This window comes from Lysinibacillus sp. CTST325 (genome assembly GCF_054665055.1).
Window position 1 is genome coordinate 213,168 of record NZ_BAAFHO010000005.1, and the last position, 23,632, is coordinate 236,799.

23 protein-coding genes and 1 pseudogene are annotated in these 23,632 nt (G+C 35.6%); 9 read left to right on the forward strand and 15 right to left on the reverse strand.

What is annotated here, in order from left to right:
* Positions 1–6: 6 nt before the first annotated feature.
* Positions 7–393, reverse strand: coding sequence for a response regulator (locus tag ACYQ73_RS14390; protein ID WP_460013115.1), 387 nt, complete (start codon positions 391–393; stop codon positions 7–9).
* 35 nt (positions 394–428) lie between these two features.
* On the reverse strand, positions 429–1,139 hold the full coding sequence (locus ACYQ73_RS14395; protein ID WP_460013116.1) for a cytochrome c biogenesis CcdA family protein: 711 nt from the start codon (positions 1,137–1,139) through the stop codon (positions 429–431).
* A gap of 416 nt (positions 1,140–1,555) precedes the next feature.
* On the opposite strand from ACYQ73_RS14395, the gene ACYQ73_RS14400 reads away from it, so the two are divergent.
* From ACYQ73_RS14400 to ACYQ73_RS14415, 4 genes are all read left to right on the forward strand, one after another.
* Complete coding sequence (locus ACYQ73_RS14400; RefSeq protein ID WP_460013117.1) at positions 1,556–2,284, forward strand: FadR/GntR family transcriptional regulator; 729 nt, start codon at positions 1,556–1,558, stop codon at positions 2,282–2,284.
* A gap of 181 nt (positions 2,285–2,465) precedes the next feature.
* Positions 2,466–3,182, forward strand: coding sequence for a (Fe-S)-binding protein (locus ACYQ73_RS14405; protein WP_460013118.1), 717 nt, complete (start codon positions 2,466–2,468; stop codon positions 3,180–3,182).
* A 14-nt stretch (positions 3,183–3,196) separates the two neighbouring features.
* Positions 3,197–4,624: a LutB/LldF family L-lactate oxidation iron-sulfur protein gene (locus tag ACYQ73_RS14410; RefSeq protein ID WP_460013119.1), complete on the forward strand. Its 1,428-nt coding sequence runs from the start codon at positions 3,197–3,199 to the stop codon at positions 4,622–4,624.
* Positions 4,624–5,340: a LutC/YkgG family protein gene (locus tag ACYQ73_RS14415; protein ID WP_460013120.1), complete on the forward strand. Its 717-nt coding sequence runs from the start codon at positions 4,624–4,626 to the stop codon at positions 5,338–5,340. Before ACYQ73_RS14410 ends, ACYQ73_RS14415 begins: the two co-directional genes overlap by 1 nt.
* A gap of 159 nt (positions 5,341–5,499) precedes the next feature.
* Here the strand turns inward: ACYQ73_RS14415 and ACYQ73_RS14420 are convergent, their stop codons facing one another.
* Positions 5,500–6,789, reverse strand: coding sequence for an MFS transporter (locus ACYQ73_RS14420; RefSeq protein WP_460013121.1), 1,290 nt, complete (start codon positions 6,787–6,789; stop codon positions 5,500–5,502).
* 149 nt (positions 6,790–6,938) lie between these two features.
* Between ACYQ73_RS14420 and ACYQ73_RS14425 the strand changes: the two genes are divergently transcribed.
* Positions 6,939–8,189, forward strand: coding sequence for a helix-turn-helix domain-containing protein (locus tag ACYQ73_RS14425; RefSeq protein WP_460013122.1), 1,251 nt, complete (start codon positions 6,939–6,941; stop codon positions 8,187–8,189).
* Between the two features lie 49 nt (positions 8,190–8,238).
* On the opposite strand, the pseudogene ACYQ73_RS14430 reads toward ACYQ73_RS14425, so the two are convergent.
* From ACYQ73_RS14430 to ACYQ73_RS14455, 6 genes and pseudogenes are all read right to left on the reverse strand, one after another.
* Positions 8,239–10,142 (reverse strand): annotated as a pseudogene (locus ACYQ73_RS14430) (endonuclease MutS2).
* Between the two features lie 516 nt (positions 10,143–10,658).
* Positions 10,659–10,883: a DUF302 domain-containing protein gene (locus tag ACYQ73_RS14435; protein ID WP_460013123.1), complete on the reverse strand. Its 225-nt coding sequence runs from the start codon at positions 10,881–10,883 to the stop codon at positions 10,659–10,661.
* Positions 10,864–11,022 (reverse strand): hypothetical protein, encoded by a 159-nt coding sequence (locus ACYQ73_RS14440; protein ID WP_460013124.1) that lies wholly within the window; start codon positions 11,020–11,022, stop codon positions 10,864–10,866. The genes ACYQ73_RS14435 and ACYQ73_RS14440 overlap by 20 nt, the downstream gene beginning before the upstream one ends.
* Positions 11,023–11,106: 84 nt before the next feature.
* Positions 11,107–12,012 carry an EamA family transporter RarD gene (gene rarD / locus ACYQ73_RS14445; RefSeq protein WP_460013125.1) on the reverse strand — a complete coding sequence of 302 codons (906 nt, stop codon included), beginning with the start codon at positions 12,010–12,012 and terminating at the stop codon, positions 11,107–11,109.
* A 116-nt stretch (positions 12,013–12,128) separates the two neighbouring features.
* Positions 12,129–12,662 (reverse strand): hypothetical protein, encoded by a 534-nt coding sequence (locus ACYQ73_RS14450; RefSeq protein ID WP_460013126.1) that lies wholly within the window; start codon positions 12,660–12,662, stop codon positions 12,129–12,131.
* A 174-nt stretch (positions 12,663–12,836) separates the two neighbouring features.
* A complete protein-coding gene (locus ACYQ73_RS14455; RefSeq protein ID WP_460013127.1) occupies positions 12,837–14,009 on the reverse strand; it encodes a toxic anion resistance protein in 1,173 nt (390 codons plus the stop codon).
* A 651-nt stretch (positions 14,010–14,660) separates the two neighbouring features.
* Between ACYQ73_RS14455 and ACYQ73_RS14460 the strand changes: the two genes are divergently transcribed.
* Both ACYQ73_RS14460 and ACYQ73_RS14465 read left to right on the forward strand, forming a co-directional pair.
* A complete protein-coding gene (locus ACYQ73_RS14460; protein ID WP_460013230.1) occupies positions 14,661–15,956 on the forward strand; it encodes a serine hydrolase in 1,296 nt (431 codons plus the stop codon).
* 516 nt (positions 15,957–16,472) lie between these two features.
* Complete coding sequence (locus ACYQ73_RS14465; protein WP_460013128.1) at positions 16,473–16,868, forward strand: VOC family protein; 396 nt, start codon at positions 16,473–16,475, stop codon at positions 16,866–16,868.
* Positions 16,869–17,206: 338 nt separating this feature from the next.
* Here the strand turns inward: ACYQ73_RS14465 and ACYQ73_RS14470 are convergent, their stop codons facing one another.
* From ACYQ73_RS14470 to ACYQ73_RS14490, 5 genes are all read right to left on the reverse strand, one after another.
* On the reverse strand, positions 17,207–18,448 hold the full coding sequence (locus tag ACYQ73_RS14470; protein WP_460013129.1) for an ABC transporter permease: 1,242 nt from the start codon (positions 18,446–18,448) through the stop codon (positions 17,207–17,209).
* Positions 18,435–19,340 (reverse strand): ABC transporter ATP-binding protein, encoded by a 906-nt coding sequence (locus tag ACYQ73_RS14475; protein WP_460013130.1) that lies wholly within the window; start codon positions 19,338–19,340, stop codon positions 18,435–18,437. Before ACYQ73_RS14475 ends, ACYQ73_RS14470 begins: the two co-directional genes overlap by 14 nt.
* Before the next feature lie 11 nt (positions 19,341–19,351).
* On the reverse strand, positions 19,352–19,882 hold the full coding sequence (locus ACYQ73_RS14480; protein ID WP_460013131.1) for a DUF2812 domain-containing protein: 531 nt from the start codon (positions 19,880–19,882) through the stop codon (positions 19,352–19,354).
* Between the two features lie 195 nt (positions 19,883–20,077).
* Entirely contained in the window at positions 20,078–20,614 is a 537-nt protein-coding gene (locus ACYQ73_RS14485) for a DUF2812 domain-containing protein (protein WP_460013132.1), read from the reverse strand.
* Positions 20,607–20,930 (reverse strand): PadR family transcriptional regulator, encoded by a 324-nt coding sequence (locus tag ACYQ73_RS14490; protein WP_460013133.1) that lies wholly within the window; start codon positions 20,928–20,930, stop codon positions 20,607–20,609. The genes ACYQ73_RS14485 and ACYQ73_RS14490 overlap by 8 nt, the downstream gene beginning before the upstream one ends.
* Before the next feature lie 353 nt (positions 20,931–21,283).
* Here ACYQ73_RS14490 and ACYQ73_RS14495 point away from each other — a divergent pair, with 353 nt between their 5' ends.
* Both ACYQ73_RS14495 and ACYQ73_RS14500 read left to right on the forward strand, forming a co-directional pair.
* Complete coding sequence (locus tag ACYQ73_RS14495; protein WP_460013134.1) at positions 21,284–21,865, forward strand: TetR/AcrR family transcriptional regulator; 582 nt, start codon at positions 21,284–21,286, stop codon at positions 21,863–21,865.
* Positions 21,866–21,918: 53 nt separating this feature from the next.
* Positions 21,919–23,127 (forward strand): YhgE/Pip domain-containing protein, encoded by a 1,209-nt coding sequence (locus ACYQ73_RS14500; protein ID WP_460013135.1) that lies wholly within the window; start codon positions 21,919–21,921, stop codon positions 23,125–23,127.
* A gap of 273 nt (positions 23,128–23,400) precedes the next feature.
* Here the strand turns inward: ACYQ73_RS14500 and ACYQ73_RS14505 are convergent, their stop codons facing one another.
* Complete coding sequence (locus tag ACYQ73_RS14505) at positions 23,401–23,559, reverse strand: hypothetical protein (protein ID WP_460013136.1); 159 nt, start codon at positions 23,557–23,559, stop codon at positions 23,401–23,403.
* Positions 23,560–23,632 lie beyond the last annotated feature (73 nt).

Below are 23,632 nucleotides of genomic sequence, written 5' to 3' on the forward strand. Positions count from 1 at the left end.
ACGTCATTAACAATTTTGTCCTAGTAATTGATCAACTACAGCTTTTAATCTTTCTGGCTCGAAAGGCTTTGTTATAAAATCCTTTGCACCACTTTCAATTGCTTCCACGATTAACTTCTGTTGTCCTAAAGCTGTAATCATAATTATTTTTGCATCTGGAAATTCGGGGATGATTTCTTTTACTGCTGCGATACCTGTCATAACGGGCATTGTTACATCCATCGTTACAAGATCTGGTTGTAACTCACGATACATCGCCACAGCTTCTTTACCATTTGCTGCCTTGCCGACTACCTCATAACCCCAATCAGTAAACATATTACTGATTGCAACACGCATAAAGAGCGTATCATCCACTACTAAAACTGTAGGCACATGTTCATCTCCCTCCACGTTAAAGTACGGTATGGCCTTTTTAGTTTAGCAGATTAGAAGCCTGTAAATCCACCAAAAATAGGCTGTAAAATGCGTGTTAAATACGATAATCCGTCAAAGAATAACAATACACCAACGACAATCATAATATAACCGCCGATTTTCACAATTTTTTGGCTGTGTGTACGAATCCAAGTCATACGTGCTATAAAGAAAGATAACACGAAAAACGGAATCGCAAAGCCTAAATAATAAGCTAACATATAGCTAAATCCGGCGCCTGGATTTGCACCAGCTAATGAAATAATCGATGCTAAAATCGGACCTGTACAAGGCGTCCAACCAGCCGCAAAGGCTATTCCGATTAATACTGATCCCAAATAACCAGATGGTCGGTTTTTAAATTGGAATTTTCGATCCTTCATTAAAAAGTCAATTTGTAGTAATCCCACAATCATTAAACCAAATACAACGATTAAGATGGCACCAACCTGACGTAATAATGTGTGATAATTAAGGAAGAACTCTGCTGCTAATGATGTGCCTAGTCCAATCATAATAAAGATAATTGAAAATCCTAGTAAAAAGAAAAGGGTATGCAAAATTGCACGCTTTTGCATCATACCTCGTTCTGATTTCAGCTCATCTAATGACATACCTGTTATGTATGATAAAAATGCTGGATATAGCGGTAGGGTACATGGTGAAATGAAGCTTAAAAACCCTGCACCTAAAGCTAAAAATAAGTTAATATCAGTTTCCATATTTTCTCACTCGCTCCTTACAGTTACTGTCTCCATCGTACCAAAAATCACTGTAAATTGCGCCCTTCCTGTTTGTGAACGTTTCATGGCAAAAAGATGTTAAAAAAGTGAAGTTCCATCATATTATCATACAAATTTTTTTCAGACCTTATTACATCAATTTGTATTTGCTAATGTACTTTTGCATTATGCGCTCCCCTTATATTATCTGTCAACAAAATACGCCATAATTCTACATATCAAGTTATGGTGAGGATGCATTTATTAACATAACCTGTTTTAAAGCCGTTACCTACCGCTTCTTGCAGAGTTGTAGTACCCTTTTTATTTACTGTTAATAGTTAGTAAATTAATCTTCTTCATGTATAATAAAAAAAACAACAGAGCAATTGATAGAGATAAATGAGGTGTAGTCCTTGGAATTAAGAAAAATTAAACCGAAAAAAATATATGAGGAAGTATCTGAAATCCTCTATGAAAAAATTAGAGCTGGTGAACTGAAGCCGGGTGACCGACTTGATTCAGTAGAACAACTTGCTGAACAATTACAAGTAAGCAGATCTGCCATCCGAGAAGCTCTTTCCGCGTTAAAAGCAATGGGACTTATTGAAATTAAACAAGGCTCAGGTACATTTGTTAAAAGTAATCAATCCAATCAACTCGATTTTCCCTTATCTACTGCCATTCTAACAAACAAGCAAGATATCTCACATTTGTTAGAAGTACGTAAAATTATCGAAGTAGGCGCAGCGGCTAGCGCAGCTATTCATCGAACAGAAGAAGACATACAGTCCATGTTGCAAATTTTGGATGAGATGAAACGAGTACAAGGAGATGGAGAGCTAGGAGAGAAAGTGGATTTTCAATTTCACGCGGCCATTTCTGCAGCATCTCAAAACCCCCTACTTACAACTTTATTAGACCAGGTTTCAGGTTTAATGATTGAAACGATGAAAGAGACACGTCGAATTTGGTTGTACTCAAAAAAAATTACAAGCGAAAAGCTGTATGATGAACATATGCAAATTTTCCTCGCAATTAAACAGCAAAATGAAGAGCTCGCAAAACATGCTATGGCTTCACATTTAAGTAATGTGGAAAAGGTCTTAATGCAATATTTTGAAACAACTGAATCTATGGAATAACAGCAGCTGCCTAGTTTTTACTATGGGCAGCTTTCGATTTTTTTGAAAATTAACAATAAACACCTTTTAATCATCTGAACAGTTGTAGTATTATAAAAACAATATATTTATTCACCAAGTCATCAGATGACCTGTTGATTAGTTATTTATGGATTAATAGAGTCAAAAAGGAGCGATTCTCATGAAAATAACACTTTTTGTGACTTGTTTAGTTGATATGTTTCAAGGTGATGTAGGAAAAGCCGTTGTTGAAGTTCTTGAAAGGCTCGGCTGTGACCTAGACTTTCCTGAAAATCAAATTTGCTGTGGGCAGCCTGCCTATAATAGTGGCTATGTAAAAGACTCTAAAAATGCTATAAAAAAAATGATTATGGCCTTTGAACATGCCGAATACGTTGTCTCTCCTTCTGGTTCCTGCGCTTATATGTTTAAGGAATATCCAGAAGTGTTTAAAGGAGATCCTGTTTGGGAGCCAAAAGCGCAAGCATTAGCAGATAAAACATATGAATTTACACAGTTTATCGTAGATGTATTAAAAGTCGAGGATGTAGGAGCACAATTAGAGGGCAAGGCTACTTATCATACCTCCTGTCATATGACACGTCTACTCGGGGTTACAGATGCACCATTTAAACTATTAAATCAAGTTAAAGGACTACAGTATGTAGAACTCCCAGGAAAAGAAAGATGCTGTGGATTTGGCGGAACATTTTCAGTAAAAATGGGCAATATTTCTGGAGAAATGGTCAATGAGAAAGTACAAAATATAGAAGAAACAGGGGTAGATATTTTAATCGGTGCAGATGCTGGTTGCTTACTCAATATTGGTGGTCGAATTAATCGACAAGGTAAACCTATTAAAGTCATGCATATTGCAGAAGTATTAAATTGTCGCTAAGAGGGGGTAAAAAAATGTCCATGAAAACAAGTGATGAACGCTTTAATCATCGGGTAACGAAAGAATTAGAAAATTCGTTTATGCGCGGAGCTGTGTCAAGCGCACAGGAGCGCTTACAAACACGTCGACTAAAACAAGCTGATGAGCTTGGACATTGGGAGGAATGGCGCTCTCACGGCGAAGAAATTCGAAAGCATGTGCTAGCGAACTTAGATTATTACTTATATCAGTTGAGTGAAAATGTCGCTAAAAGAGGGGGACATGTCTACTTTGCGCAAACAGCGAAAGAAGCGACAGACTATATTCAAAGTGTCGCTAAAAAGAAAAATGCCACTAAAATTGTGAAATCAAAATCTATGGTGACGGAGGAAATTGATTTAAACGCCGCTTTAGAAAAGCTCGGGTGTGAAGTCATTGAAACAGATCTTGGAGAGTACATTTTGCAAGTAGATGATCACGAGCCCCCCTCTCATATCATTGCCCCAGCTTTGCATAAAAACAAGGAGCAGATTCGTGACATTTTTAAAGAAAAACAAGGTTATGAGAAAACCGAAAAGCCTGAAGAACTAGCTCTTTATGTACGTGAAAAATTAAGAAATGAATATTTAACAGCAGACATTGGCATTACGGGCTGTAACTTTGCTATTGCAGAGAGCGGCTCGATTACACTCGTGACAAATGAAGGGAACGCAGATTTAGTAACAGCTTTGCCAAAAACACAAATTACGGTAATGGGAATGGAAAGAATTGTTCCTACATTCGAAGAGATGGAAGTACTAGTAAGCTTATTAACAAGAAGCGCAGTTGGGCAAAAGCTAACAAGCTATATTACTACATTAACGGGGATCAAAGATGAAGGTGACACAGATGGACCTGAGGAATTCCATTTAGTTATTGTTGATAATGGACGTTCTAATATTTTAGGCAGTGAATTCCAGCCTATTTTACAATGTATTCGTTGTGCAGCTTGTGTTAACGCTTGTCCTGTTTATCGACATGTTGGCGGGCATGCTTATGGTTCTATTTATTCTGGTCCAGTAGGTGTCGTTCTTTCACCATTATTAGGCGGCTATGAGGATTTTAAAGAGTTGCCATACGCCTCCACATTATGCGGTGCCTGCACAGATGCTTGTCCTGTCAAAATCCCGTTACATCAGCTTATTCATAGACACCGTCAAGTAATTGTCGAAAACGAAGGAAAGGCACCTGTATCGGAAAAGTTATTAATGAAGGCTTTTGGTCTAGGTGCTTCCTCCCCTGCCCTATATAAAATAGCGACAAAAATGGCTTCACCAGCGATGGCTCCATTTACAAAAGATCAGAAAATTTCTAAAGGCCCAGGACCACTAAAAGCATGGACGGAAGCAAGGGATTTTCCAGCCCCTAATAAAGATAATTTCCGTGACTGGTTTAAACACCGCCAAAAAGGAGGCGATGAATAATGACAGGTACTATTGAAAAAAGAGATGTATTTTTAGCAAACATTGCGAAACAGCTTGGACGTTCACCAAAAACAGAAATCGTACGACCTACATGGCAATATAACCCTCAAAATCGCGTCCTAAATGAAGCGACAAAAGATGAATTACTAGAGGTTTTAGTTGATCAATGCAAAAATATTCATACGGATATTGTCATTACAAATACAGCTAATCTTCCTGCAGATTTCCAAAAAGTAGTTGGACATTATGGAGGTCAATCTGTTATAACATGGAAAGATGAGCGTTTCCAAAACTACGGCCTAGGAAAATTAATGACCGAGCATTGGCCTCAAGAAAATATTCAACTGTACGAATGGAATTCTGAACAGCCAGAGGAAAATATTCGACAGGCTGAAAAAGCTAACATCGGCATTACGATAAGTGAAATAACATTAGCAGAATCAGGAACTGCTGTACTTTTTAGTGATAAGGATAAAGGTAGATCAGTTAGCTTTTTACCAGAGAAGTCTATTATTTTAATTCCTAAAAGTACAATTGTTCCACGCATGACGCAAGCAGCCCGCCTTATTAATGAAAAAATCAGAAGTGGCGAGAAAATTGCATCCTGCATCAACTTTATAACAGGACCAAGTAATTCAGCAGATATCGAAATGATGCTGATCGTTGGTGTACATGGACCAATTAAAGCCACTTATATTGTGATTGACGATCAGTAAAATCAATCAACCAGGCATACTTCAACATTGAAGAAATGCCTGGTTTTGTATGTTGCTATATAATCTCGTCGATAGATGGTTACAAATCGCTGATAAAACTGCTATTATCGCTGATAAACCTCACGAATCGCCGATAAAACTACGCATTTCGCTGTTACATTAATTTGCAACACTCTCAGTTACTATCTTCTTTTGCTCATAAAACTCTGGATGTGCTTCTTTTAAGACAGATGTTCGTAGCATAACTAGTGATATCGTCACGATAATTGCACTCGTGACAAGTAAAATAACCGTTGCTGGGAATGTATCATACAAGATGCCATAAACGACCATACCAATCGGCATCATTGACATTGCCATTGTTTCCATTAATCCCAATACACGTCCACGGTATTCTTCTGAAATTAGCTTTTGCATATAAACCATAATTGGCATGTTAATCCCCATCTCAAAAATAGCGAAAATAAAGTAGATTACAATATAAAAGATAACAATAGCTAAATAAGATAAATTCGTTACTAATGGAACAACCGCCAGCCCTAAACTACTAGCCAACAGCAATAAGCTGAATTTAGAAAAACGTAGTGGCGCCTTAACCTCTTTCCGTGTAGCGAAAACGAGGGAAGTAACAAGCATACCAACCGCACCCGATGCCTCTATAAAACCAAAATGAGTTGATTTTACTTTTAATAATTCAATAACAATATAGGTCCCCCCAACAACGATGGCAGAGAAAAACAAATTAATCCATAATGAAAGCCACATAATTGTTTTAATCACTTTTTGTTGCTTAATATAACGAAAGCCACTAGCAAGCCCAGCCCATATCTTTTCCTTTTCTACAGTCTGCTCTCTTGTACTATAGAGAGTAAAATTCATTGTCGCTTCTAAGCAGAATGCAATCACATAGGCCACCATATGTACAAGCAAAAATGCTTTCATGGAGAAAAATCCATACATCATTCCCCCAATTACTGGCCCACCAATTGCTGCTAATGACACTGACATTTGATTGAATGACATTGCTTTCTGTAGGCGTTCTGGATTTACTAGTGTTGCGATAGAGGAAGAAAATGTTACACCTGAAAAGGCTGAGCATATTGTATTAAAAACAGTTGCGATATAAATAGCATAAACCGACAAACCGACCATTTCTGTATAGAGTAGTAGCCCTGTAACGGTCAATATTGTACCTGCTTGTGCTAATAAAATCGTACGTTTCTTTGAATAATTATCAGCTACATAACCCGCCAGTGGCGCGACTAATGCTCGAGGCAAAATAGAACATATCATCGTTGTCGCAAAACTCATCGCTGACCCTGTCAGTGCCAAAATATATAACCCTATCCCAAATGACAATACATGTGACCCTAACAACGAGATCATTTTACTGGTTGTGAATGTCCATAAATGATACGTCGCCTTTTTATATTTTTCCGCTTCATTCATCTAAAATCCCTCCAATTTTTTAATTAGATTAAAAAGTTTAATTTAATTAAACAAAATATAGCACAGCTCCCCCTTTTCACGCAAGAAAAAGTTTAATATAATTAAACAAAATGGTTGTATTCATTTTTAATGAAAACGGAGGCGAGGCAATGAACTCTTTAGGCACAAGAATTCGTAAATTAAGGAAGGAACGAAAATTAACATTAGAGGAACTTGCTGGTGAACGTCTAACAAAAGGTATGTTAAGTCAAATTGAAAATGATAAGGCCAAACCTTCGATGGAAAGTCTTGATTATATAGCGGAACGTTTGGGAGTAAAAGCAAGTGAATTGCTTGAACAAGTAACACCCTCTTCGCTACGTCATCTTTTAGAGCAGGCAGAAATTTTGTTTGCACCATTAAATCTTGGTGATATAGATAATGCGCGGCAAATCATTGAAATGATTGAGCCTTATGTTGAAGAGCTTCCGCTTAGTTATGAAGCGGGTCGTTTACTGTATATATATGCAGCTGCGCAATATTTTGCGGAATTAACGACATGGGAGTCACCACTTCAACAGGCACGTATTATGTTTAAAGAAATTAATTTACTAAGTCATTGGTTTGATACCTATATATTACAGTTGGGTATATTAGCAGAAAAACGACAATACAATATAGCTTATTCCTGTATTTTACAGGCGAAAGAAGAAGCAGAGCAGGAAAATTACCAGTTAGATTCACGAGATGATGTGAAAATGGCTTATTATATTAGCATTTTTCAGGTAGCAGTTGGTGAACTTGAAGCAGGTCAACAGCTCATTAATGAAACCATTACCAATGCACATAAAAATCAATTTTACTCTTATATAGATGATATGTATCGTATTGGGGCATTTTGTGCCATGATTGACAATGATTTCGAGCAAGTAGAGCAAATGCTGAAGAAGCTTGAGCAGTATCGGATTTTTGCCGAACAAGTGAGTGTGGATGCTTTTATTTTCGTATTAAGAGCGCATTATTATAACAATTACACTCACGATTATAAGCTGGCACTCGAGGAAATAGAGCGTTTTGGCGCGATTAAGCCTGAGGTCTCAATCAATTTCCAAAAAGACCTTTACTATGCAGAAAAAGGGAAATCCTTATATTTGCTAGGTCAATATGAAGAAGCTAAGGAAGCATTTGAACATTTTACAAACGTTCCCCCATTCATCTTACATCCATTTGACATATTAGGTTTAAATGAGTGCTTTTCCTATAAAGCACTTTGCTATGCTCATTTCGGTGAGTTAACAACTGCTTACGAAATCGCCAAAATGGCCTATATGGATTCCCGGGATTTAATTGATCTGCCCTATAAAGAAAAAATCGAAGAAACTTATTATTCAATTAAAGCACAAATTAATTCGTTTCAATAAATAAAAGGGATTGCACAATTTAAAATTTATGTGCAATCCCTTCAGATTATTAGCTCGATTTATCTCTCTTTATTTCTTTCTGAATCTTGCGAAGAGCTTTTTTCGAACCACGCTCTAAATCATGCTGAAGCTTTCGTTCTTTATAGTCCACAAACAATGTCTCTACATCATATCCTTCTGGGTATAATTCTGTTGCTGGTAGCTCTAATGCTAGACGCTTGACATTTACCTTAATAAATTCTCCCTCATAGAACACGACAACATTATAGAAATTATCCATTTCTTGATAAACGATTCCAACGTCATCATAATCTAACAGCTTCACACGATCTCCCTTTATAAAGTCATACTTTGCTTTGGTTCTCTCTTGCTTAATCTTAGGCTTCCTGATTTTACTGTCATTTACTTGTTCTAGATGATAATCCTTATTGTCAATATAGCCCTTCGCTCTTTGTAATACTGTTTCACGTATATTCATTTTCTTAGAAATCCATAGCGCATTACTTTCTCCAGATGTTCCGATGACTAATTTATATAACGGTTCTAAAGTTTCACTATTAAAACGCATAGCCGCATTCATAAAATCACTATGCATTTCAGAGAAACGCTTAATTTCTCCATAGTGAGTAGTTGCCACTGTTATACAGCCCATATGATAGAACTCTTCTAAAATAGAAATCGCCAGTGCTGCTCCTTCATTTGGTTCCGTACCACTTCCTATTTCATCAAATAGCAAAAGCGTATTATTATTGGATGCCCTCATAATATCCGAGAGATTTTTCATATGAGATGAGAACGTACTAAGTGCATTTTCAATACTTTGATTATCACCAATGTCTACAAAAATATGATCGAATACAGCTATTTCAGTACCTATATCTGCAACAATATGGAAGCCTGACATTGTAGCCAATGTTAACAAGCCAATGGTTTTTAGAACAACGGTTTTACCACCAGCATTCGGTCCTGTAATGATTAAGCTCCGATAGTCTTTACCAATTTCAAAATGAAGTGGCACCGCCTTACCTGTTAACAGTGGATGCTTACAATTAACGAGCTGAATATAGCCATAATCATTTAAGCTTGGTTCAACTCCTCCAATGTGTTTGCTAAACTTGGCTTTGGCAAACACCATATCATATTGGCTAATCAACTCCATGTTGATATTGATTTCATGAATATTTTCCATCAGGAGCCCAGATAAAGTTGCCAAAATCTGATATTCCTCCACCGCTTCCTCTGCTCTTAAAGTGGCTAATTCCACATTAAATTTCGCTACTGTATTTGGCTCCATAAAGACTGTTGCGCCTTTAGATGAAACCTCTACAATTGTCCCTGCACATGATTTTTATAAGAAGCCTTAATGGGAATTGTATATCGATCATCCTTTTTACTGATAAAAAATTCCTGGATATATGTTTTATTGGCACTATTATTTAAAAATTTAGTTAGGCGGTCTTTAATTTTTTCCTCTGTTGTTTCAATATGATTGCGGATACGCTTTAACTCTCTACTAGCAGCTGAATCAACTCGATTTGCTTTAATCGCAAAGTTAATCTCCTCTTCCACACTTTTAAATTCAGCCATCGAATTAGCATAGGATGCAAGTACTGGGGCAAAAAATTCCTTTTCCAGCATAAATTTTTTAATTTTTCTACAGCCTCTTAAAAAGTCTGAGATGCTAACCAATTCACTAGGGTCTAAAATAATCCCCTTTTCAAGTTTTTTAATCGTATTGTCAATATTTGATACCCCTAAAAACGGGACATGACCTTCCGCATCTAAAATTGCTCGTGCCTCTGTCGTTTCATTCAAACGATTTTTAACAACTGTCAAATTTGGGCTCGGTGTTAATTTATCTAATAACTGTTTACCTAATCCACTGACACAGTATGATTTAACGATATCCTTCAATTCATTGTATTGTAACTTCTCAAAAGTAGTATGATTCATTTTAAATTCTCCTCACCTTGATTTTTCCATAATCATTCATGAAGATACCTACTCAATAGATATCAATGATTTTTTATTTATTCAATTAAAAAAGACAAAAAAAGCTGTGGGAGAACCCACAGCTTTTACATTACAAGGCATGTGTAAAAAGCATCGTGAAAAAGACTTCATCTACATGAAGTTTAGTCAGTGCATTACAAGCTTTATAAAGTATTGTAGGTATCTTCATAGGTATCGAAATAAATCCACGACTAAATAAAGGGTGACATACTGACATAAATCCCCTGGCGTCATTAAATTTATTTCATTAAGTTGTTCCTATTTAGAACCTACCGCACTCATCAAAAGCACCTCTCATTAATTTATAATATTCATCATTGTTATCTAATTGATTGACATTATATTACTATATGTTGGTAAGAAAGTAAAGTTGCTTATGACTATTCATCATTTGTTTTCTCTAATACATCAATTAAAATCTTTTCATTTTTTTCAGCAATTAATTTTAATTCTGGGTCATTTAACAAATCTATCATAGCAGTTGGTTTTGGAAGGCCGATTTTCGTTTTCCTTGCATCTTATATAAACCGTTATCTTACACGGCAGAAAGTATCCAACTAATGCATTATGACCAAGTACCTTTGCAGCTTCTACTGGATTACAGACCTCGAGAATTCTATAAGGCATTTTAAAACCATCTACACCTTTTTTATGCAACGTTTCAGTCAAGTGGAGCTCCATAAAACGCAAAATTACGTTCTTTTAAATTAATTGCTATTGCTGAAATTGTCTCTTCAATCGTTTTATTTGATGACTGTATAGTGAAAATCCATAAAGTAGTTTCTCCTCTTTCATCGTAAAAGAAATTCATTCGTGACATTTTTTATCTGAGTTTAAGATAGAATAGCTTGATTTTTATGGAACATACAAAAAGGACCTGTAGAAAATTTCTACAAGTCCCTTTTTAGGCAGATTTATGTTGAGCCCTTCTCACTTCAATGATTTTCGATCCTGAAAACAGTAGTAAGGCTGCCCAAATAATACTAAATGCCAAAAGCTCTATTTGACTAAACGGTTCCTTATAAAGTACGATCCCTATAACTAACGTAATCGTTGGCGATACGTATTGAATAAAGCCTAATAAATAGAGTGGAATATTTTGTGCACCTTTCGCAAATAAAATTAACGGTACTGCTGTCACGATACCACTTACAATCATGAGGATGTCTGTTTTCACATCAACATGTAAAAATGAGGCATGATTCGTTGTAAAGAGGTAAACATAATAGCCTAATGCAAACGGTAGAATAAATAACGTTTCTATGGCTAGACCTCTTGTCGCATCAAGCTTAATTTTCTTTTTCAGAACACCATAAATAGCGAAGGATATAGCAATAAGAAGTGCTACCCATGGGATTGATCCATAATTTATCGTTAAAATAATAACAGCAATAAAGGCAATCCCGGTAGCCACCCATTGCGCACGACTAAGTGCTTCTTTAAAGAAAATAACCCCTAAAATAACTGACAGTAAAGGATTAATATAATAGCCTAAGCTCGTTTCAATTAAGTGGTTATGGTTAACTGCCCAAATATATAAATACCAGTTCATCGAAATAACAAATGAAGCTCCAGCAAGCTGCCAAAAATGCTTTTGGTGTGACCACAAATATTTTAAGTCTGCGAGGAGATCCTTGCGCATTCCAAATACTATTACTGCTAGTACTGTAAAGACAAAGGACCAAATGACGCGCGATAATAAAATTTCCATACTCGGTACATGTTCAAGTAGTTTCCAATAAAGCGGAAATGCACCCCAAAAAGCATAGGCAAAAAATGCCGCCAAAACCCCTTTTTTCTCATTTGACATTGCCTCTAACTCTCCTACCCCGTTTGAATCTATACGACTTTCGCGTAATATTACCATTTAAAGAATAGACTTATTATAGGACTTTGATTGAAAACTGTAAATGAAAACTTGTATATTTACTCTTTATTTTCAGATTCAAGCTCTGAAATATATTTACGCACCATACTATAGCTGATATCAGAATTTATTTGACGTTTAATGCGAATGTGAATTTCTTTAATTCCAACACCCTGCTCTCTCATATCACGAATCATAGATTTTAACGGACCTGACAGGGCATCCTTAGACAGAACAGTATGTTTACTTAATTCAATTAATAGCTCTGTATTTTGTCGACGAATCTCCTTTAGCTCCTCTACTACACAATTATATTCCATTAACTTTTTTTGCAAGACCGCATTTTGCTGCTTCATTTTTTTCATATCATCTACAAGCTGTACATTTAGTTTTTTTAAATTTTTTTGATCCTGCTTCAAAACATGATGCTTTTCATCTAAATCTTTAGGTAAAGCATTATATTGCTTTTCTATATGTGTCAATTCTTGATAGCGACTTTGCGATAACAGCATAAGTGGTTCTGTCATATCAATAGCAAGTGTTCCATCTTTTAACGTTTCACACGATAATATTGTTGTATTTATTTTGTTCATCGACTTCTCTTCACTCCATCACGTATTTGTTCGTGTAATGGTATAGCCTTATTTAACATTTTTCCTCTTCCTTCACAATTGAAAATAATTCTCATTGGTCTTATTATCGTATTAATTTCTATTTTGTCAATATAAATAAGCTTCTTGCGAAAAGAGATGCAAGAAGCTTTACGATTACATTTTTTTCAGTTTTTCGTATTCAAGCTGCAGACGTTCAATACGTTTACGGCCTTCCTCACGATTTTTAGCTGTTTCTGCTTGAATTTGCTTCGTTTCTTGAATACCAGACATAATTGTTTGCCATGTCGTTTCAATTGTTTCGATTTTAATGCTTGGGCTACCAGCCGCACGCGCGATATTAACACTATTTTTACTAATATTTTCAGCATTACGTACAAGCATTTCATTCGTACGACGGTCTAATTCAGTCATTGAATCGGAAATAAGCTTTTGGCGCTTTAACGTCACTGCATGAATAAGCCCTTGCTTGAATATAGGAATTGTCGTCACAAACGCAGAGTTAATTTTAGCAATTAAATGGTTATTGCCTTGCTGCATTAAACGAATTTGTGGTGCAGATTGGAATGAAACTTGCTGCGCCATTTCTAAATCATAACGACGTTGTTCTAGTAAATCAACAGCACGTAACATTGTTTCATATTCCATTGCCGCTATTTGATCACCAGTTTGTGCTTTTTGTTCAAGTGCCGGTAATGATGAACGTACTTCATCTGTTTTCACTTCAATTGCCGCAATAAATTTACTTAAAGTTTGGAAGTAATTTAAGTTTTGATCATATAAATTTTCAAGATCAATTGTATTACGTTTCATTTCACCTTCGTATTTTTGAACTTCACGGAAAATGACATCCACTTCCTTGTTCATGCTGTCATATTTGGATAGAAACTTTTCTAATTGTTCCTTTCCTTTACTGAATAGCTTAGTAAGGAAGCCACCTTTTTTATCCTCCGCAAAATCTTGAGGATCAAATTTATCCATAATTCTATTTAAATTATTTAATAATACACTTGATTCCTCAAGCTTACTTGTTTTCATCGTTGCTAGCATTTTATCTGAAAAAGTAGAAATACCATTCGCAGTTTCTTTTCCAAGCTCTAACATAGCAATTTGGTCTTTTACATCAATTTTTTGTGCTAATGCATGAACCTCTGGATCTTGCTTTAAAGCAAGTTGATTTTGAGCAATCTGTGATAGCTCTTGCTCAGAAACAAGTACTGGTTTTTTTGGCTCTTGCTCCACCTGTAATAATGGATTAGGCTGTAATAATGGATTTTCTGATGCAAATGGATCTTTTGATTTTAATAGGTCGTTGTCGAATTCAGACATAAAAGTTTTACCCCCTGCGATTTATCTCTTTTATTTACATACGATTCTAAGCTGAAAAAGTTTCATTTTAGTCAAGCCTTGCAAAATAAGAGTCACTTAATATATATGAAGCCTCATGATGCTCTAGGTGAAAGCTATAATGAACTGTGTTAAAAACTTTACTTGCCCATGATTTTTAAAATGTCTATTAATTCATCTCTCATGGATACTTGACGCTCAAGCTTTTGAAAGAAAACTGTACCTTCTCAATAGACTTGCTATAAGTTTGGTCGGCTAAAGTTTCAACCTCTAATTTACATAACATAGCAGCATCATTCCTAAATTAAATTATAGCTCGTTTTAATAGGAAATTCGAATGATTCTGTAAATCACTTTACATTACTTTCTAATATTGGCATGCTTAATCTAATAAATCAACCAAATTATGATCATCAAAATTTAACAAACCCTATCGACTATTTAACGTGTGTGAATGAGCAGAATTTATTACAAAGTGACCTCATAAATAGGTTTAATACATATCTGATTTTAACTCAACGTTTTCTATTACTCATTTAAGGGTGTTTAAGTGAAGGTATTAAAACCATTTTTACATAGAGTGCGATAAAAATAGAAATATCAGAAAGGAAGTTACTGAATGAATATTTGGGCGTGGATTGGGCTACTAGGAATCTTGTTGTTTTCACTATTGCCTTTACTAAAAAAAAGAACAGGACAAAGGAGGAAATTAGAAAGACAATCGTAACTGGATTGATTGTACTAGGAATCATCGTTGCTGTGCTATTTTTTAATGTTAATTATTTACTTGCATTGATTGTGGGCTTCATTGCAATGATTGTCTTCGATAAAAAAACATATACGAAGAAACGAATAATAATTTATGGATCCTTTATTCTCGTTGTTGGAATTGCGAGCTACTTCTTTTTCAGGGATAATCCTGATTATGTTCTAAACCATTTAAAGGACTACCCACAAACAACTTCTCTTTACGTCGCGGAAAATGGTGAGGAATTAATTACATATCAATCGGATATAGTCAGGCCACTAGCAAGCACAGTAAAGATGCTAATTGCTGTCGAATATGCGATGCAAATTAATGCAGGAATCATAACTAAAGACAGCCCCGTGTCGTTAGACAATTTAAAGCGTTATTACATTAAAAATACAGACGGTAACGCACATGAAGATTGGCTGAAAACAATGAGCAGTGAAGGTAAAGTTAAAAACAATGAAGTAACATTGCATGATGTTGCAAAAGGAATGATTACTAACAGCTCTAATGCCAATACAGATTTTCTAATCGATTTACTAGGCATAACTAACATCAATGAAAGAGCAAAATCTCTAAAACTGACACAGCATGAGGAGGTCTATCCAATTGTTAGTGCACTGTTACTACCTGAGTACATAGAGAACGAAACGTCGAGTGAGAAACAGTTGATCAAAAAGCTTAGGAAGATGCCGGTAGCAACATATCGTTCTAAAGCGGAAGAACTAAGTGAACTAATGAAAGTTGGAACGATTAAAGCTGAGGATGTATCATTTGATATGTCTATGGATTTGCAAAAAGTATGGTCGGATCGTTTAATAGGTGCATCAGCAAATGACTACGGGAAGTTGTTAGCAATCATATCGAATGACGAACTTCCAGGGACAGCTGCTGATACTATAAGAGATTTATTAGAATGGCCAATGCAATATAACGAGCAGAACAATGAACGTTTTATCCACCTTGGAGCAAAAGGTGGTTCGACTGCATTTGTGTTAAACGACGCAATATATGCAGAAGATCACAATGGCAATAAAATTGAAATGGTAATTTTCACAAATGACTTGAACTTCTGGCAAGGGCTACTAATCAGAAAAAATGTGAATTCATTTGAATCCAAATTACTAGGAAGTAAAGACTACCGTCTGAAAGTCCAGAAAAAACTTTCCGAATCTTAATTCATACGATTTTTCACAAATTATTTGCACTTAATTAACGATCCTTATAGTATCTAATAACGCTACCTGAACAATAAGTTAGCACGCTATGTTTATAGCATGATAGGCTGGATAAACAAGCAACAATTAGAGTCGCTATTAAAATACCTAACGATATAAGTGATACCATTACTCCTATATCAGTAGCCCTGATACGCATCGGCATGACCATTTAGGACGTAAATGGAATATAAGAGAATATCTTAATGAAAATTGGATCTGGACTGCCAATTCGCAGCTTGATTATTTAATTCCAACAGCGTGAAAGTAGAAATTTCGGAATGGAGTTGACCATTTTGATCTATTATTTTAATGATTGCATCTAGCTTTTCATCCTTTGCCTTTTTCTCTAACGCCGGTATATTTGACTCATTTTGTAAAATTTCACATCCCCAATAGATAGTTGTTTCTGGGATAAATAATTAAAAATATGGAATCATCTGATAAAATAACTATGTAAAAAAAGGAGGTAATCCGTTGTCACAGGGACTAATACACCATATTGAAATATATGTTTCAGATTTAAAGAATTCAGTTAGCTTTTGGGGGTGGTTATTAGAAGAATTGGGATATGAGCCTTTTCAAGAATGGGATCGTGGACAAAGTTGGAAGATTGGAGAAACATACATCGTTTTCGTTCAAACAGATGAACAATTTATGGACATACCTTACCATAGATGTCGAGTAGGTTTAAATCATTTGGCTTTCCATACAAGTTCACGTCAACAGGTTGACGATATGACAAAAAAGTTAAAAGAAAAAGGTATTAAAATTCTTTATACTGATAAGCATCCCTTTGCAGGAGGGGAAGAACACTATGCAGTTTATTTTGAAGACCCAGACAGAATTAAGGTTGAATTAGTAGCGCCCTAACCTCTATATTTAGAGGTCTTTTTTATGTTTTCCTTAACCTTTCGACTGTTGTGTAGTTGGACTTTTAACACGCTGAAATTAGCTTTGTTTATCTCGCTAAACCTTTCAGTTTTTAGTGAGCACTCCTTATCTGCTCTCACTCTCACCCCACACCTTAAGGATGGGGCTTTCCCGTTCGGAAAAACTGTCATTATAAAATGTATAACCCCTTAATAAATCATTCAAAATAAAAAACACATTACTAATTTTTCATTTTAGTAATGTGCTTTTTAAATGTTAAATAAATTCAAAATACAATTACTTGTACTTAATCTTAAAGAGTGTAGCTGCTTTCATCATCATGTTGTCACTTTTAGCACAGTTTTAATTTTCTTAATAACGCCACCTGAACTATAAGTTAGAACGCTTCGTTTATAGAATGAAATACTGAATAAATAAGCAACAATAATTGTCGCTATTAAAATACCTAACGATATAAGTGGTACCATTACACCGATATCAGTAGCCCCGATACGCATCGGCATGATCATTCCAGACGTAAATGGAATATAAGAGAATATCTTAATGATAAGAGTATCCGGATTTCCCATTCCCGATAACATAACATAGAAACCAATTAATGTAATCATCATGGCTGGCATTAATACTTGACCTGCTTCTTCAACTTTAGCCACTAAAGAACCGAATAATGCGCCAACAATTAAATAAAGAATAATTGTTAATAGTAAGAATAGCACGGCATATATGACATAACCAATCGATAATTCACTAACGATACTAGCTGCCATATCCCAAATAACACCGTTCTTCGCAAATTTCGCATAGATTAAGAAGACAACTATAATAATACCCATCTGTGTTAACGCGAGTAATAATACACCAGCAATTTTTGCTTTAAAATGGGTAGCTGGTTTAACACTTACTAGTAGCATTTCCATTGCACGTGAACCTTTTTCAGTCGCAATTTCCGTTGTAATCATAGATAGGAATGTAGAAATAAAGAAATAAATTAAAATACCTACTGCATAAGATACAAATTGTCCTGATTGTTTTTCTTCTTTGCTTTTACCACCTGTAGACTCTGTATTTAAGTTTTTATCAGTAATAATCGTTTTGGCATCCATAATTTGAGCTGCTTGGTCTGGTGTTAATGATAACTGTTGTACAGCATAATTTTGGCCAGCAAGTTGCAATATCGAATTTATCGCACCTTGATCATTTAATTTCAACGGAGTGAAAGTGGCAATTTCAGCATGTAGCTGTCCATCTTGATCTGTTATTTTAACGATCGCATCTAGCTTTTCATCCTTGACCTTTTTCTCAAGCGCCGATATATTCGATTCATTTTGTATAAATTCCATATCGCCATTCGATACAAAGAGACCACTTAAATCAGCTGTTGTTTCATTGACGATTGCAATTTGTTGCGCTTGATCATCACCTGTAAAAAGCTCTTTAATATCTGACCAGAATACTGCAACGGACATCCCAAGTATATAAATGACTGTCATTACAACAAAAGATTTTGATTTTATTTTTGATATGTAAAGCTGTTTCATTAATAAATTAAACTTCGACAACGTTGCCACCTACCTTATCTTTAAAGATCTCATCTAACGATAAATAATCTAAACTAAACTTTTCTATATATTTGCCATTTGATAGCTTCTCGAAAATACTTTGTGCATAGCTTTCATCCTCTAGAGTGAGTACTGTTTGCTCTTTCTCTACTCGAACATCTTTGACACCTTCAAGTTCCATCAATTGAGTTGTAGACCACTCTGTACGTACTGCCAATCTTGTTTTTCCGTATTGTTTCTTTAAATCTAGTAGACTACCTGAAAATAGAGAGACTCCACGTTTTAATAGACAAAGATGATCGCATAGCTCCTCTACATTATCCATTTGGTGACTGGAGAACAAAATCGTAGTGCCCTGTTCTTTTAAAAGCAATATAGCATCCTTCAGTAAATCTTTATTCACAGGATCAAGTCCACTGAAAGGTTCGTCTAGTATTAAGAACTGAGGTTTATGAATAAAGCTAGCAATCAGTTGTACTTTTTGCTGATTCCCTTTTGACAAAGTTTCAGCCTTATCTTTCCGTCTTTCTTCAAGCTCAAATCGACTAATCCAATAGTCAATCTCCTTCTTTAACACCGACTTCTTCATGCCACGTAGCTCACCAAAAAAGTAAAGCTGATCCTCTACCTTCATTGTCGGAAAAATGCCTCGTTCCTCTGGTAAATAACCAAGTACATCACGGTTTATAGCATTAACCGGCTTGCCATCCCATGTAATTGTACCAGCTGTTGTCTCCTGTAAATCTAAAATCATACGAAACGTTGTTGTTTTTCCTGCTCCGTTTTGTCCAATCAGTCCAAAAATCTCTCCTTTTTCAATGGTGAAATTTAAATTGTCGACCGCTGTGAAATCTTTGTATTTCTTCGTGACATGCTCTAATTGTAATGTCATCTTTTTTCCTCCTACGCTTCAAATATATGTAATTCTCTTTGCAGTCCTTTTTTACGTCTTTCAACCTTCAAAATTTGTGTACACATTATTATTACGACTACAAAATTTAAGATTGATACTCCAGTGTTTAAGATTCTTTCTGTTGATTCACCAAGTACCATATAAAGATTGATAAATCCAATTAATAGATTAAGAAATGTTACGGCTATAAAAAGACGGCTTATCGATGTTAAATATTTTATTTTTGAAGAATTATCTGAAAATAATTCAAACGGACCTTCTGATTTCTTTTTTCGGTAATAGGCCCATACACCAAATTTTGAAACAAACTCAATATTCATCGTCTCTAAAAAATCATAGTAGTCCTGCTTTTTACCTTTAACTAGTTCATTGCGATAAATGTATTGACCAGGTTCCCCTTTTTCAAAAATAAAGTATCCGACCATTGTACGCTTTAGATGCCAACCTTGTTCTGCCATATCATTTACCCATGCTTCTTCCTTTTCATAATCAAGAAAAAAGCGATACACTCTTTTTTTCATAAGTCCCACCTCCAATCTTATAAAGCTGATGCGAACTCCTGGTTAAATATGAGCCTTAATAATAGTTTTATAACTATTGATTGATTTTTCCGATTTCCCGGAAAATAATTTCGAGGCAAATATGACATCCCATATTAATGACGCTTTCTTATTGGCATTAAATGCAACCCTTTTTCAGCCATACATTCTCCTATACTAATCTGTAAACAGATCCAAATCCTTCTTCAATTTATTGCGCACGCGCACAAGTTTTAATAATGGAATAGAAAATAACACGACTACAAGAATATTAGTGATATTCATTGATAATTTAATCCAGTCTATAGCCTGTACTGAAAAAATCCCACTTAGACCAATTACTCCTATAGCCAAATTAAGAAGGATGAGCGATAGTAGCAACGAAATTCTTTGGGACAGCTTATTCATTTTATTTCTCTTATCAGAGTAAAGTTCAAAAGGTCCATCATTTGCTGGTTTCCTAAAGAACACGAGATTGCCAGAACGATCTACCTGTTCAATTCCTGAGGACCTCAGAAATTCTATGTATTCGTCTTCATATGAGGCACCATATCGCTCCATTTCATCATGCCGATAAATATAGCTACCTGGTTCTCCACGTTCGAACGTGAAACGTATCCAAGCGAACTTTTTTAAATGCCAACCTTGGCTTGCCATATCGTTAACCCATTTCTCAATATCATACGGGTTCACGGTCAATCGATATTTATCCATTTGTTCCATCCTCCTTCGTTATACGGATGCCATTGTCAAAAAGTTCCCTTAATCTCAAAATTTCGTATTCAACAACTTCTTTTCCACTCTCTGTAATGATGTATTCCTTTTTTCGTCCATCACCATCTAGCGCCTCAATCCATCCTCGCTCGAGTAAAGTTTTGATAGCTCCATAAATCGTCCCTGCTCCAAGCCGAACACGACCATCGCTCATTTCTTCTACCAGTTGCATGATGCCGTAACCATGTCTTGCATCAAATAAAGCTAATAAAATATAATAAACACCTTCTGTTAATGGCGGATGTTCTTGAGTCATACAAACCCCCCTCTTTATATCGTCTAACAATATATCGTCATACGATATACCAAAAATATATCAGCCCACGATATAGTTGTCAATGTTATTTTTTCCATTAAAAGTTATTAAAACTTTTCATACTAGCAGTGTAGCACTATGTTGTTGTTTTGATTCACCTTGAGTGATTTTTGATTTTATCTTAGATTTTCCTGGCTACTCGAGAGGTTCTTCGTCTTCTCTTGGTTATCCGAGCAATTCCTCTTATCATCCAAACATTACTGATTTCCATTGTCTGTTAATATTTTTTATTGCACATGGAATTACTCTATGCTAACATGTAAGTAATCACTTGCACGGAAGGAAGAATTCTATTGTCAACAAAAAGCACCGCAGAACGAATCATTGAAGCTGCTTTACAACTCGTTAGTGAGAAGGGCTATACTGCGGCAACTACTAAAGCTATTGCTGAATTAGCAGGGGTCAATGAAGTTACAATTTTTCGCCATTTCGGCAACAAACGTGGCATTTTGAAGGCCATTATTGAGCAATTTTCCTATTTCCCTCTTCTACAGCAAGAGATCAATAAAAATGTTACATGGGATTTGGAAACGGATTTACTAAATTTCTCTGTAAAGCATTTTAACTTTTTAATGTCTATTAAAGACTTTGTAATGATTGGCTTTAAGGAAGCGATGCAGTTTCCGGAAATTAATGAAGAGATTGCTAATATCCCTCTTCATATTAAAAATGAGCTAATTCATTATTTTCAGGAAATGTATGAAAGAGGAAAAATTAGAGAGATTGATTTTGAAGCAGCAGCGTTATCTCTTATCGCTATTAATTTTGGTCATTTCATGTCACGGGCACGCTTAGGAACCATTGTTTCTAATATGCCTACTGAAGAATTGTTAAAAACGAGCATTTCAATTTTTTCTAGGGGATTGACTCCCTAGAAAAAATTTTTCCTTTCAATGCAAGTAAGTACTTACTTTACAGGAGGTCTTTTATGAAAGGGTTACAAGCTTTATTTAAAATTCGAGAAACTTATATTGGCATTGTCATTACAATTGCATTCCAGGTGATTTTCTTTTCCGTCTGGATGACTGCCTATGATGGTGTAAATGACAGAACAGAAAATTTAAAGATTGGACTAATTAGCGAAGATACTGAAATAGGGCAACAAGTGGCAAATGAACTAAAAGGAAAACTACCTTTTACAATAGAAAATTACACTTCTCTAGACAGAGCTGAACAAGAATTAAATCAACGTGATATCCATATGATTATTCATATTCCAAGCAACTTTACGAGTCAATTACAAGCAGGTAAAGAGGCTGAAATCATTTACTCTATCAATCAAGCAAATGCAAGCATCGCAAAAAATATGATGGATGGAATAGCAAAACAAGCAACAGTGGAAATTAACCATACTATCTATCCTTTACAGCAAGGCAAAACCATTGAGGCATTTTCTCAAAAGTTCTCACAGCTTCCAATGGAGCCAAATACAGCACAACAAATTAACGAAGCCGTTGCTACAACAATTATGAGTGTAAAGGATCATACGATAGGTTCTACTATTATTAAAACGAATAATGTTGAAGAGTTTGCAGCGAATTTTGTGCCATTGATGGTTATTATTTCGTCATTTGTTGGTGCAATGGTAATGATTATGCAGCATCAGCAGGCTGCACAACTTGTGCAAGATACAGTTTCCAAATGGCAATTGTTCCTAGCAAGACAGCTCATTAATATTAGCGTAGCCTTCGCTCTTCCACTATTAACTATTGGTTTAATGCATCTATTTAATATTTCTAGTCAAGCAAATTTTTTAACAGTATATCTTTTTCAAGCATTAATGTTTTGGGCTTTCCTCTGCTTGGCACAAGCCTTTATCATAGTTTTTGGTAACTTGGGTATGATTTTAAATATTTGTGCTCTTTCGATTCAGCTTGTTACTTCAGGTGTTCTTGTTCCACAAGAAATGCTATCTGATTTTTACAATAAACTAGCGTCACTTCTCCCAGCTACTTATGGAGCTGATGGCTATTTCACCATTATTTTTGGCGGAAGCACTGATAATTTAATGAGTGATTGTAGCTCGTTAGGAATTATCATAGCTGTAACACTGGGCATTTCTACTATTGTCGTTGCTTTAAAAAAATCAAAAGCAAAGAGTGAAAGCGAGCAAATTTCATCTGCTACTTTTCAATAATATTGTCGTAAAAAGCGATGTACTAATGATGAGTTAGTACATCGCTTTTATAGTAAAATCATGAAACAGTGAAGATACCTTCGCTAAGATGCGGTACTTTAAATAAAGATGATTCCCGTTCTAGGCTATCGCTTTCCTGTGGGTGAAAGTCGAGCCACCTCCTCCTCTTATATTGTTGCTGTCGCTACCTTTTCGCATAGTAAACATTTGTACTGACGCTATTACTATCTTTCGGCTATATCATTGAAAGTGACCATGCCAGAAGATCCATATTTAGCAAACGGTTGATTGAAGTGGAGACTGGAGAACTCCTTGGGGATTAGCGATAGGGGAACGAAGGCTAAAACCATCACGTCCTGTGATAACGCCTTCGTGACCAACATCGTGTTGGCCTGAGACCCTGCAGCGAAGCGGCTCATCGGACGCCCCCATTCGGAACGGAAATCACCCCCTTGTTTTGCCGAAGAGCGATTCATTATTTACTATGATACCTAAATTTCATCAT

Coding starts and splice junctions, on each gene's coding strand:
- ACYQ73_RS14395 (WP_460013116.1), bottom strand. CDS start 1,139: ATGGAAACTGATATTAACTTATTTTTAGCTTTAGGTGCAGGGTTTTTA.
- ACYQ73_RS14405 (WP_460013118.1), top strand. CDS start 2,466: ATGAAAATAACACTTTTTGTGACTTGTTTAGTTGATATGTTTCAAGGT.
- ACYQ73_RS14410 (WP_460013119.1), top strand. CDS start 3,197: ATGTCCATGAAAACAAGTGATGAACGCTTTAATCATCGGGTAACGAAA.
- ACYQ73_RS14415 (WP_460013120.1), top strand. CDS start 4,624: ATGACAGGTACTATTGAAAAAAGAGATGTATTTTTAGCAAACATTGCG.
- ACYQ73_RS14420 (WP_460013121.1), bottom strand. CDS start 6,789: ATGAATGAAGCGGAAAAATATAAAAAGGCGACGTATCATTTATGGACA.
- ACYQ73_RS14425 (WP_460013122.1), top strand. CDS start 6,939: ATGAACTCTTTAGGCACAAGAATTCGTAAATTAAGGAAGGAACGAAAA.
- ACYQ73_RS14435 (WP_460013123.1), bottom strand. CDS start 10,883: ATGGAGCTCCACTTGACTGAAACGTTGCATAAAAAAGGTGTAGATGGT.
- ACYQ73_RS14440 (WP_460013124.1), bottom strand. CDS start 11,022: ATGTCACGAATGAATTTCTTTTACGATGAAAGAGGAGAAACTACTTTA.
- rarD (WP_460013125.1), bottom strand. CDS start 12,012: ATGTCAAATGAGAAAAAAGGGGTTTTGGCGGCATTTTTTGCCTATGCT.
- ACYQ73_RS14450 (WP_460013126.1), bottom strand. CDS start 12,662: ATGAACAAAATAAATACAACAATATTATCGTGTGAAACGTTAAAAGAT.
- ACYQ73_RS14455 (WP_460013127.1), bottom strand. CDS start 14,009: ATGTCTGAATTCGACAACGACCTATTAAAATCAAAAGATCCATTTGCA.
- ACYQ73_RS14475 (WP_460013130.1), bottom strand. CDS start 19,340: ATGACATTACAATTAGAGCATGTCACGAAGAAATACAAAGATTTCACA.
- ACYQ73_RS14480 (WP_460013131.1), bottom strand. CDS start 19,882: ATGAAAAAAAGAGTGTATCGCTTTTTTCTTGATTATGAAAAGGAAGAA.
- ACYQ73_RS14485 (WP_460013132.1), bottom strand. CDS start 20,614: ATGGATAAATATCGATTGACCGTGAACCCGTATGATATTGAGAAATGG.
- ACYQ73_RS14490 (WP_460013133.1), bottom strand. CDS start 20,930: ATGACTCAAGAACATCCGCCATTAACAGAAGGTGTTTATTATATTTTA.
- ACYQ73_RS14500 (WP_460013135.1), top strand. CDS start 21,919: ATGAAAGGGTTACAAGCTTTATTTAAAATTCGAGAAACTTATATTGGC.
- ACYQ73_RS14505 (WP_460013136.1), bottom strand. CDS start 23,559: ATGGGGGCGTCCGATGAGCCGCTTCGCTGCAGGGTCTCAGGCCAACAC.